Source organism: Acinetobacter sp. LipI_19, from assembly GCF_058242925.1.
The window spans coordinates 4,300,781-4,313,004 of sequence record NZ_JBZAYK010000001.1; the positions used below are offsets into that span (position 1 = coordinate 4,300,781).

Sequence of the window (12,224 nt, forward strand, 5' to 3'; positions counted from 1 at the left end):
GACTCCTTGCCAAGCAAAGAGTTGGAGACCCTACCGAATATTTATTTGGTAGGGCCCATGGGAGCAGGAAAAACAACAGTTGGTCGGCATCTAGCGGAACTGTTAAGTCGTGAGTTTTTAGACAGCGATCATGAAATAGAAAGAAAAACTGGGGCATCTATTCCTTGGATTTTTGAAAAAGAAGGCGAACAAGGTTTCCGTACAAGAGAAACTATCGTGATTGATGAACTCACATCAAAAAAAAACTTAGTGGTTGCAACAGGTGGCGGTGCAGTGACTCAAGCCATGAATCGGGAATATCTCAAACATAGAGGTATTGTGATTTATTTATATACGCCTGTAGAAATCCAATTATTACGTACGCATCGAGATAAAAATCGCCCCTTATTACAAGTTGAGAATCCTGAGCAAAAGTTAAAGGATCTACTTAAAGCACGAGATCCACTGTATAGAGATGTCGCGCATTATATTATTGAAACGAATCAGGGAGCTGCGCGAGATTTAGCGCTGAGAATATTGCAGTTAATCGTTTCAAAAGAAATTATTTAGTCAGTAAATTATCATTCATTGTTATTTGGCAGAATCATGCAAACTTTACATGTTGAACTGGGTGAACGTCGTTATCCAATTTTTATTGGTAATCATTTGAATCCGCAAGAATTGCTTGAACCTTATATTAAGGGATATCAAGTTATGATTGTTACAAATACCACAGTTCAGCCCTTATATTTATCGCACTATGTTGATGCAATTCAACAACTGGGTAAGCAGGTTACAACATGTGTTTTGCCTGATGGTGAAAAATATAAAGATATTCAGCACCTCAATTTGATTTTTGATGCTTTGCTTCAAGCTGGTTTTAATCGTGATTGTACGGTTTTAGCTCTAGGTGGTGGAGTGATTGGTGACATGGCAGGTTTTGCATCAGCTTGTTTCCAGCGAGGCGTATATTTTATTCAAGTTCCGACCACATTATTATCTCAAGTTGATTCGAGTGTTGGTGGAAAAACAGGAATTAATCACCCATTAGGTAAGAATATGATTGGTGCATTTCAGCAACCTCAAGTGGTTTTGGCTGATATGGCACAACTCAGAACACTGCCTGAACGTGAGCTTTCAGCTGGTTTGGCAGAGGTGATTAAATATGCGCTATTGGGTGATTTAGAATTTTTAACATGGTTAGAAGATCATATGGATGGGCTGATTGCCCAAGATCCAGAATTCTTGGCTGAAGCGGTTTATCGTTCTTGTGCACATAAAGCAAGAATTGTGGCTAATGATGAGAAAGAACAAGGCGAACGCGCTTTATTGAATTTAGGTCATACTTTTGGGCATGCTATTGAATCGTATCTAGGCTATGGAGTTTGGTTGCATGGAGAAGCGATTGCAACGGGTATGGTGATGGCTGCTGATTTATCTTACCGTATGGGGTGGATTTCACACGATGATCTGGAACGTACAAAAAAAATCATACAACGTGCCCAATTACCTGTAGCATGTCCTAAAATTCCGCTTGATGAATTTTTGGCATATATGTCACATGATAAAAAAGTATTAAATGGTCAACTTCGTTTAATATTGATAAAACAACTCGGACAAGCCATCATAACCAAAGATTTTGATGTCGAGTTGATGAAACAAGCGATTCTAGCGAATCAGATATAGAAAAGGTTAGTTCCAAATGGCAGCAATTCGTACAAATTGGCAAAATATTCGACAATATATTTGGTTGGTTGGTGGATTAATCTGTCTTTTGGTAGCACTGATTTTTTGGGTAGTGACTGACACGAAAGATCTAGTCACTGTCGTCAATCCTATCGAAGAGGCACAAGTTCAAATTCAGCCTGAAAAAGTTGCTGCGACATCGCACTTAGGTGCTTTGATGGATGAGGTGCGCCCACTTGAAATGACCACACGTATCGTGACTGCAGGTAACCATGATGTAGAGTTTCGTGGTACAAAATTTTTTCAAGAAAATAAGAAAGCTTGGATGATAGAACTATTTAAAACCTCAGATGAAGATGTCATTCTTGGGTTTTTACAAAAACAAGCGGATCGTAAAAATTTTATTTATTTTCGTTTAAGTGGTGAAGATCAAACAGAGCAATATGTTTTAGCCTATGGCGTATTTAAAAGTGATGAGCAGGCGAAAAATCAGTTACGACAGTTAAATTTAAAATTACCAGCATCTATACATCCGCAGGCCATTCAGTTTGAAAAATACATTCCTTTAGTCAATGATCTAGGCTCAGATGAAATGGCAGGTACAAATAAACTCTATCAAGTGAAGTTAAAGTCTGCACCTTTGCCTGTTGTTGATGAAACACTACTGGCGCAAGCAAAATCGGCATTGTCATCTTTAACAGGTTCAACTCCTACGAACCAGACCACCAAAACTACAATCACTCGTCGTGATGCATCTGGCAATGTAGTGGATGTACAAAAGTCGCAATCTCATGCACAGACTTCAGGCAATACAAAAGAGCCAGCAGGCAATTCTTCTGATAAAAAGCCAACTGAGCATGAGGTAAGTGACCCTTTTAATTAAAATAAGCTCTAAAATGAAGCGAAATTAATTATTTAATTTTATATTTGCACAAAAATGGTGCTATATATGCCTTTATAAGAAGCTTAGAATTTTAAAGAATATCTTTATTTCACTATCTTTTAGTGATTTGGTGAACAAAAATAAAATTTGGCATATTTTTTGCTTTATTGTTGCGCTAATTGAGTTGATTGTCCCTGTTTTGGAGCGAAATGATTCAGTTGGTGTGCGATTTAAGTCTGGTTGAGTGCTTTATTTCAGTGCGGAAGTTGTAAAACAATCTTGCAATTAAAGTAAAAACAGACTGGTATTCGATTCTGTCTAAGTGGTTTACTTGGGATAAGAAAATACTTAAAAATCGTAATTTAGTGTTCGAATGTTTTTCGCCCTCCCATGGGCCTATGTAGAAAGAAGGGTACGCTATGCACATGCCATCGCCTAACACTGTAGCTCCCGCTCAAGGTTTATACCAACCGGATGAGTTTAAAGATAACTGTGGTTTCGGCTTGATTGCCCATATGCAGGGTGATGCGAGTCATGACTTAGTCAAGACCGCAATTCATAGTCTAAGCTGTATGACGCACCGTGGTGGTATTGCCGCAGATGGTAAGACCGGTGATGGTTGTGGTTTGCTCTTGGCTATGCCTAAAGCATTTTTCCGTGAAGAAGCAAAAAAAATCAGTGACATTACACTGAGTGAAATTTTTGCAGTAGGGACTATATTTTTAAATTTAGATCCAGCACTTGCGGCCCATGCAAAGCAAATTCTAACCCATGAAATTGAAGAAGAAGGTTGTCGAGTCATTGGTTGGCGTGTAGTTCCTACCAATAATGATGCATTGGGTTCAATCGCAATGCAGTCTTTACCTGCATTTGAACAAATTTTTGTAAATTGCCCAATGGGTGTGACTGAGGTTGAATTTAACCGTAAGTTACTTATGGCACGTCGTCGTGCAGAACAACAATTAACAACAGATCCATATTTTTATGTGACAACACTGTGCTCTACAGTGATTACATATAAAGGCTTAATGATGCCTGCATATATTGCAGAATTCTATACAGATCTTGCCGATGAACGTTTAGATTCACACATTGTGGTATTCCATCAGCGTTTCTCGACCAATACTTTACCACGTTGGCCATTGGCACAGCCTTTCCGTTATTTGGCACATAATGGTGAAATTAATACCATTACTGCAAACCGTAACTGGGCAGTAGCACGTACACCAAAATTTGAAAACCCATTATTACCAGGCATTACTGAGTTGAATCCGATTGTAAATCGTACTGGTTCAGATTCATCAAGTATGGACAATATGCTTGAGCTACTTGTGGGTGGTGGCATGGATCTATTCCGTGCATTACGTATGCTTGTTCCACCAGCGTGGCAAAACGTTGAAACATTAGATGCGGATTTACGTGCATTTTATGAATTTAACTCTAAGCATATGGAAGCTTGGGATGGTCCAGCAGGTCTGGTGATCCAAGATGGTCGTCATGCAATTTGTATGCTAGACCGTAATGGCTTACGCCCTGCACGTTGGGTGATTACTAAAAATGGTTATATCACTTTGGCATCAGAAATTGGTGTGTGGGGTTATGAACCTGAAGATGTGATCTCTAAAGGCCGTGTGGGCCCTGGTCAAATTCTTGTAATTGATACGTTGACTGGAAAATTGCTGGATACCAAAGATGTGAGTAATCATCTGAAAAAAATGCGTCCTTACCGTGAATGGTTACGTGAAAACTCAGTTCGCTTGCAAGGTAGTCCAGAGCTTGAAGAATATTTATGTGATCAAGGCTTAAAAGGCGATGACCTAAAAGCAGCTCAAAAAATGTTCATGGTCACATTTGAAGAGCGTGATCAACTGCTTCGTCCAATCGCTGAAAGTGGACAGGAAGCGGTAGGTTCAATGGGTGATGATACACCAATGGCGGTATTGTCTCGTCAAGTACGTCATGTGACAGATTATTTCCGTCAGCAATTTGCGCAAGTGACTAATCCACCGATTGACCCATTACGTGAATCAATAGTCATGTCATTGGAAACATGTTTTGGGCGTGAGCAAAATGTATTTGAACAAGGCCCAGAGCACGCAGATCGTTTAATTGTATCGAGCCCAGTCCTTTCAAATTCTAAAATGCATCAGATTCGTACCCTTGGCCGTAAAGGTTACGAAATTGCAGATATCGATTTGAATTACCCTGTGGCTGAAGGTCTTGAAGCCGCAATCTCACGTATTTGTGAAGAAGCAGCACAGGCGATTCGCGATGGCAAAACCTTATTGGTCATTTCAGATCGTAAAATCCGTGAAGGCTTTTTACCCGCAAATGCTGCAATGGTGACTGGTGCAATTCATCACTTCTTGATTAATGCTGGTTTACGTACCGATGCAAACATCATTGTTGAAACAGCACTTGCCCGTGATGCGCATCAGTTTGCCGTAATCTTAGGTTTTGGTGCAACTGCGATTTATCCATATTTGGCTTACGATGTGATCAATGATTTGATTGCTAAAGGTGAATTATTAGGTGATCCAATTCATGCCCAAGCGAACTTCCGTAAAGGTATTGATAAAGGTTTACTTAAAGTCCTTTCAAAAATGGGGATTTCAACAGTCGCATCTTATCGTGGTGGGCAGTTATTTGAAGCAGTAGGTTTATCTGAAGAAGTTGTTAGTAAGTGCTTTACAGGGGTGCCAAGCCGTATTAAAGGTGCAACATTTATTGACCTTGAAAATGACTTGAAAAAACTAGCAGACATTGCTTGGAAAGCACGTAAGCCAATTGAACAAGGTGGTTTGCTCAAGTTTGTGTTTGATAAGGAATACCATGCATTTAATCCTGATGTGATCAATGCGTTGCATAAATCTGTACGTTCAGGTAATTATGCTGACTTTAAAGAATACGCAGAATTGGTGAATACACGTCCAATTGCGACGATTCGTGACTTATTGAAACTAAAAACTGATCATTCTATTCCTTTAGAAGCAGTTGAATCAGTTGAAGAAATCCTGCCACGTTTTGACTCTGCTGGTATGTCTTTAGGTGCATTGTCACCAGAGGCACATGAAGCCATTGCGATCGCAATGAATACGATCGGTGGTCGTTCGAACTCAGGTGAGGGCGGTGAAGATCCTGCACGTTATGGTACCATCCGTAACTCTAAAATTAAGCAAATTGCTTCAGGTCGTTTTGGTGTAACACCAGCATATTTAACCTCTGCTGAAGTGTTACAGATCAAAGTAGCGCAAGGTGCAAAACCTGGTGAAGGCGGTCAGTTACCTGGCGGTAAAGTGAATGGATTAATTGCACGTTTACGCTACTCGGTTCCAGGGGTGACTTTGATTTCACCACCACCGCACCATGATATTTATTCTATTGAAGATTTATCGCAGCTGATCTTTGACTTAAAGCAAGTCAATCCACAAGCCATGGTATCTGTAAAACTAGTATCGGAGCCAGGAGTGGGGACAATTGCAGCAGGTGTTGCAAAAGCCTATGCAGACTTCATTACCATTTCTGGATATGACGGTGGTACAGCTGCTTCACCTTTATCGTCTATTCACCATGCTGGTTCGCCATGGGAATTGGGTCTTTCAGAAGCGCATCAAGCACTTCGTGTTAATGACCTGCGCGGTAAAGTACGTGTACAAACCGATGGTGGCTTGAAAACCGGTTTAGATGTAGTAAAAGCTGCGATTCTGGGTGCGGAGAGCTTTGGTTTTGGTTCTACCCCAATGATCGCGCTTGGATGTAAATATCTGCGTATTTGTCACTTAAATAACTGTGCAACAGGTGTGGCAACTCAGCAAGATCATTTACGTCAAGAACATTATATTGGCGAGCCAGAAATGCTGATTAATTTCTTCCACTTTATTGCGGAAGAAACACGTGAATGGTTGGCGGCTTTAGGTGTTGCATCATTGAAAGATTTGATCGGTCGTACTGATCTACTTGAGATGTTGCCGGGTGAAACGGATAAACATGCGCATTTAGATTTAAGTGCATTGTTAGAATCACACCCATCTGCGGAAGGCAAAGCGCAATATTGCCAAGTACAAGGCAATGAACCATTTGATAAGGGTATTCTTGCCGAAAAAATGGTGGCAGAAATGCTACCAGCGATTGAAGCAAGTACTGGTGGTGAGTTCCATTTTACCGTGGGTAACTGTGACCGTTCAATTGGTGCGCGTCTCTCAGGTGAAATTGCCAAACGTTATGGCAACCTCAGTATGGAAGCACATCCTGTTAAAGTGAATTTAAAAGGAACTGCGGGTCAGTCATTGGGTGTATGGAATGCTGGTGGTTTGCATATCAGCCTTGAAGGTGATGCAAACGACTATGTGGGCAAAGGTATGGCAGGTGGTCGAGTATCGATCTTCCCACCAAAAGGTTCACCATTCCAAACTCAAGAAACGGCAATTATCGGCAATACCTGTTTGTATGGTGCAACAGGCGGTAAATTATTTGCTGCGGGTACAGCGGGCGAGCGTTTTGCTGTACGTAACTCTGGCGCGTTTGCCGTCATTGAAGGTGCAGGCGACCATTGCTGTGAATATATGACAGGCGGTATCGTGACTGTACTGGGTAAAGTTGGACACAATTTTGGTGCAGGTATGACCGGTGGTTTTGCTTATGTACTTGACTTGGATAACGACTTTGTTGATTACTACAACCACGAATTGATTGAATTAAACCGTATTTCTACAGAAGCGATGGAAGAACATCAAGAATTCTTACTTCGTATCTTAGATGAACACATTGCTGAAACAGGTAGTGCTTGGGCGTACAAGATTCGCAACGAGTTTGATTTCTATAGCCGTAAATTCTGGCTTGTGAAACCAAAAGCGGCTAATTTACAAACGCTTTTGAAAACAACTCAAGCAGATCCACAATAATTCCACTACTCAAATTTTAGGTAGGTGTGGATAACTTCGCAGATATACACAAGCGAATGAAGTTATCCACGCTCACCCACGGAGAGAGACATGGCTGAACGCCTGAATAATGACTTTCAATTTCTGGATGTAGCACGCCAAGATCCAGAGAAAAAAGATATTAATGTCCGCAAAGCAGAGTTTGTGGAAATTTATAAACCTTTTACAGCGGAAGTTGCAGCAAACCAGACCCACCGTTGTTTAGGCTGTGGTAACCCATATTGTGAATGGAAATGTCCTGTACATAATTATATTCCAAACTGGTTAAAACTGATTGCAGAAGGACGTATTTTCCAAGCGGCTGAGCTTTGCCATCAAACCAATACCTTGCCAGAAGTATGTGGTCGGGTATGTCCACAAGACCGTTTATGTGAGGGTGCTTGTACCCTGAATGATGGTTTTGGTGCTGTGACCATTGGTAATGCAGAAAAATATATCAATGATACCGCCTTTGCTTTGGGCTGGCGTCCAGATATGTCATCGGTAAAATGGACCAACAAAAAAGTTGCCATTATCGGTGCAGGTCCAGCAGGCTTAGGGTGTGCAGATATTTTAGTGCGTAATGGGGTAAAACCTGTTGTATTTGACAAGCGTCCTGAAATTGGTGGATTGCTTACTTTTGGTATTCCAGAATTTAAAATGGAAAAAGACGTGATGAAACGCCGCCGTGAAATTTTCACAGGTATGGGGGTTGAATTCCGCTTAAATACTGAAATTGGTACAGATATTACGATTGACCAACTGCTTGCAGACTATGATGCTGTATTCATGGGTATGGGAACTTATACCTATATGAAAGGTGGTTTTGCAGGTGAAGATTTTGATGGTGTTTATGATGCACTTGATTTCTTAATTGCAAATGTTAACCGCACACAAGGATGGGAAAAAGACCCGTCTGAATACATCAGTGTTCAGGGCAAAAAAGTCATCGTTCTAGGCGGTGGTGATACGGCAATGGACTGTAACCGTACTTCAATCCGTCAGGGCGCAGAATCAGTAACCTGTGCTTACCGTCGTGATGAAGAAAATATGCCAGGCTCACGTCGAGAAGTGAAGAATGCGCGTGAAGAAGGGGTGGACTTCCAGTTCAACCGTCAGCCGATCGAAATCGTCGGTGAAAATGGTAAAGTGACGGGTGTAAAAGTTGTGACTACCCAGTTGGGTGACCCAGATAGCCGTGGTCGTCGTAGTCCTGAGCCGATTCCAGGATCTGAAGAAGTTTTACCCGCAGATGCGGTATTACTGGCTTTTGGTTTCCGTACTAGCCCAGCAGAATGGTTTGCTGGTGCAAATATTGGGCTAGATGGTTCTGGCCGAGTCATTGCTGCTGAAAAACAACAATTCAAATTCCAAACCTCTAATCCAAAAATCTTTGCGGGTGGAGATATGGTACGTGGTTCTGATTTGGTGGTGACTGCAATCTGGGAAGGTCGTGAAGCTGCTGAAGGGATTTTGGATTATCTTGATGTTTAATTTTTAGATACTAAATAACAGCTATTTAAGAGCCCGCAGTCATGCGGGCTTTTTAATGCAGCAAACTCAAAAAATTAATTTGAGTCAATCATTTGCAGATAATGATTTAACTTTAAGCTATGTTGTTTTGCTCGAGTTCTTATTTCAGCATGTGTATGCCCTAAAACAGTTGAAATATTATATAAGAACACGGGTTTTAAATATTCCATTCCGGTATAAAGCGCTGATTTTTGAATTGGAGATAAAAAGTCCTCCAATAATGAATGCTGTTGTTCCGTATTAAAATTCTGCTCAGGTTGACCAATGGTCATACTCAGCAAAAGCTTTTTATGTTTAAGCTTGTCTCCTTTAGAACCATAGGCAAATTGATGTGTAAATACCTGATCAAACCAAATTTTTAAAATGGCAGGTATACTGAACCAGTACATAGGACATTGTAAAATAATCAGCTCATGTCTTAATAGCGCGCTTTGTTCAGCAGCAATATCAATTTGATAATCTGGATATAAATCATGAATATGACGAATTTCTAAATCAGTTTGAGTTCTTGATAATTCATCGACAATGGTTTTATTTGCGACAGATTCAGTAAAACTGGGATGCGCTAAAATCAGTAATGCCATCTTGGTTTTTCCAACTATAAAAATTATAGTGAATATAAATATTATAGTTTTTATGTACAATAACTATCCATTTTGATAGCTGGATGAAAAAATGAATACTGAGCAAAATACATGTGAAGTGACCTTTCACGATAAGACTTATCACTGTCCGATTAGCATGGTGATGGATTTAATCGGTGGGAAATGGAAAACCGTGATTCTCTATTACTTAAAAGAGCAATCAAAACGCTTTAATCAACTTAAGCGTGATATGCCAGATATCACAGAAATGACCTTAAGTTTGCAACTTAAGCAACTGGAAAAGAATGGTTTTATTTCCAGAACCGTATTTGGTGACAAGCCTCCAGTCAAAGTGGTGTATGAATTAACTGCATTTGGTCAAACATTTATTCCTGTACTGGATGCTTTATCTGCTTGGGCACATGGTTTTTCAGCGCAAAGCTAATTCAAAGTGATGGCGTTAAAAGAAGCAGTTTTAAAGATTAAATCAGCTATAAAAGGCGATGAGTAGAGTGGTTTGGTCATAAAATTTGCCAATCACACTAAAGCAACAATTTGTTTTTTATACAAAAAATTCCTAGACGAATCCTGTTTGTTTGAGTTCTATAAAACACATGCTTTTTTGAATGTTTATATGACGTTGCAAGCATAAATATTTATAAATTGAGTTCTAATTTTGAATGGATCCTATGTGATTGTTTTAAAAATTAAAACATAATTCAATCTGATTGAAAAATGTCATTTAAGTCAATAAAAGCATGCTTATAAATCTCGATTTTAGGCTTTGTGTAAACGATAAAGCACTTTTTGTGAAGATAATAAATATATTTATTTTTAATAAATTTAATTTTATCAATATCTTATATTTTTAATTTTTTTGGATTTTTAATTGAGCCATGTGTTTTCTTGAAAATGATATTTTAGGTCAACTGTGTGGATGATTCTGCAATATACAAATATTGAGATTGTGCCAATATAGCTTAAATTCAGACAAATGTAGGATTATCCTTATGTCAACAGTTCAAGCGACGGCAGAAAAATCATATTTAAATCGTCCTAAAGCTATTGGTATCAAAGTCCGTAAACCAAGCTTTAACCCAAAAGCAATTCGCAGACATTTTTTTGCCAATTCTCCTGTGATGTCACATTTATTGACTGCGCTTTCTTCAACATTTCCGATTGGTGAGCAGTTCTTTGTACATAGTGTGCGTAATGTACGTGACAAAATCACGGATGAAAAATTGCAAGCGCAAATTGCAGCATTTATTGGTCAAGAGGCCATGCACTCCAAAGCCCATACGGAATTCAATGATGCATGGCGCCGTGATGATTATAACTTAGACAGTTTCCAAGCATGGTTGGCGCGTCGAGATACACTGATTAAAAGTGTACATCCGAAATTACAACTTGCTGTTACCGCAGCTTTTGAACATTTTACTGCATTATTGGGCGGCTATATTCTTCGTCACCCTGAAGTTTTAAGCACTCTAGATGATGATGCCGTTAAGCTTTGGGTATGGCATGCAATCGAAGAAATTGAGCATCGTGCAGTGGCATTTGATGTATATCAGGCGATTTATAAAGATGATCGTACTCGTCGTACAGTAATGCGTAATGTGACTACGGGTTTTGCAAGTTTAACGTTTTATTCGGCTACCCGTTTGTTTATGCAAGACTGGAGAAAAAGTCTACCAAAAGTGCCGCAAAATATCTTTGGAGTATATATGATTTCTAAAATGTTGATTTCATTGATTCCTGAATATTTATCTTATTACAAATCTGACTTTCATCCGGATGAAATTGATTATTCGAAGATTGTGGCGTATTGGAAAGAAAAGCTGGCAGATGATTATGGAATGGAAAGTTTCCAAGAAGAAGTGCACCTGCCGTTATATAGTTAAGACAATGCTTTAGATCAAAGGGCTAATTTATATGATTGGCTCTTTTAGTTTTCTTGCTGACGTTGATGGATACTTTCTAAAGTATCGACCATAGTGCGGGTCATTTGGTCAATTTCATAATTGAGTTTGCCACCAATTTGGACATGTTTAAATGTCGTCAAACGTAAGGTTTCTGGAATTAAATCCACTGAAATTTCATTGGTTTTCCGATCCACACGATTGACTGTTAAACTACAACCTTGCAGTCCAATAAAGCCTTTTTTAAAGAAGTATTTGATATTGTCATCTGGAATAACGATATCAATGTGTAGTGTTTCACCGGTATGAACCACATCTTTAATGGTTGCCATACCTTCGATATGCCCAAAAATATTGTGCCCACCGTTTTCCATGCCAGCTTTGATAGATCTTTCGATATTGACTTCATCACCAATTTTTAAAAATTGTAATGTGGTGAGAGACGTGGTCAATGCTGAAACATCGAATGAGGCTATATTTGCAACAGCATCAAAACTTGTTGCGGTTAGGCATGTACCATCGATTGCGACACTGGCGCCAATAAAAACATCATTTAAAAAGCCATTTTCATTGGAAATATAAAGGGTTGTAAAATTATCACCTTGTTGGATGTTTACAACTTTTTCTAAGCCTTGAACGATACCTGTATACATCGCTGATCTCTTTTATTTAGCTGATTTTTATTGTACAGATTTCATTGAAGAGGACTAGGGCTGAATTT

9 protein-coding genes are annotated in these 12,224 nt (G+C 39.4%); 7 read left to right on the top strand and 2 right to left on the bottom strand.

Translation table 11 applies throughout. The features are described 5' to 3' along the window. Positions 1 to 6: 6 nt before the first annotated feature. The 5 genes from aroK to AC4CVF_RS20630 all read left to right on the top strand — a co-directional run bounded on the left by aroK (position 7) and on the right by AC4CVF_RS20630 (position 8,961). Positions 7 to 549, top strand: a complete 543-nt coding sequence (gene aroK / locus AC4CVF_RS20610) for a shikimate kinase AroK (RefSeq protein WP_004725433.1) — start codon at positions 7 to 9, stop codon at positions 547 to 549. A 36-nt stretch (positions 550 to 585) separates the two neighbouring features. Further along, entirely contained in the window at positions 586 to 1,665 is a 1,080-nt protein-coding gene (gene aroB / locus AC4CVF_RS20615) for a 3-dehydroquinate synthase (protein WP_490789894.1), read from the top strand. A gap of 16 nt (positions 1,666 to 1,681) precedes the next feature. Continuing rightward, entirely contained in the window at positions 1,682 to 2,548 is an 867-nt protein-coding gene (locus AC4CVF_RS20620; protein ID WP_336953697.1) for a hypothetical protein, read from the top strand. A 425-nt stretch (positions 2,549 to 2,973) separates the two neighbouring features. Then, positions 2,974 to 7,449 carry a glutamate synthase large subunit gene (gene gltB / locus AC4CVF_RS20625; RefSeq protein ID WP_336953698.1) on the top strand — a complete coding sequence of 1,492 codons (4,476 nt, stop codon included), beginning with the start codon at positions 2,974 to 2,976 and terminating at the stop codon, positions 7,447 to 7,449. Between the two features lie 90 nt (positions 7,450 to 7,539). Then, the gene (locus AC4CVF_RS20630) at positions 7,540 to 8,961 is read left to right on the top strand and encodes an FAD-dependent oxidoreductase (RefSeq protein WP_004725441.1); all 1,422 of its coding nucleotides are present in this window, start codon (positions 7,540 to 7,542) and stop codon (positions 8,959 to 8,961) included. Between the two features lie 74 nt (positions 8,962 to 9,035). On the opposite strand, the gene AC4CVF_RS20635 is transcribed toward AC4CVF_RS20630, so the two are convergent. Beyond that, complete coding sequence (locus AC4CVF_RS20635; protein WP_336953699.1) at positions 9,036 to 9,584, bottom strand: NAD(P)H-dependent oxidoreductase; 549 nt, start codon at positions 9,582 to 9,584, stop codon at positions 9,036 to 9,038. 91 nt (positions 9,585 to 9,675) lie between these two features. Between AC4CVF_RS20635 and AC4CVF_RS20640 the strand changes: the two genes are divergently transcribed. After that, positions 9,676 to 10,029: a winged helix-turn-helix transcriptional regulator gene (locus tag AC4CVF_RS20640; RefSeq protein ID WP_336953700.1), complete on the top strand. Its 354-nt coding sequence runs from the start codon at positions 9,676 to 9,678 to the stop codon at positions 10,027 to 10,029. 565 nt (positions 10,030 to 10,594) lie between these two features. Then, complete coding sequence (locus AC4CVF_RS20645) at positions 10,595 to 11,485, top strand: metal-dependent hydrolase (protein ID WP_336953701.1); 891 nt, start codon at positions 10,595 to 10,597, stop codon at positions 11,483 to 11,485. 44 nt (positions 11,486 to 11,529) lie between these two features. On the opposite strand, the gene AC4CVF_RS20650 is transcribed toward AC4CVF_RS20645, so the two are convergent. Continuing rightward, the gene (locus tag AC4CVF_RS20650; protein WP_336953702.1) at positions 11,530 to 12,156 is read right to left on the bottom strand and encodes a riboflavin synthase subunit alpha; all 627 of its coding nucleotides are present in this window, start codon (positions 12,154 to 12,156) and stop codon (positions 11,530 to 11,532) included. Positions 12,157 to 12,224: the final 68 nt, after the last annotated feature.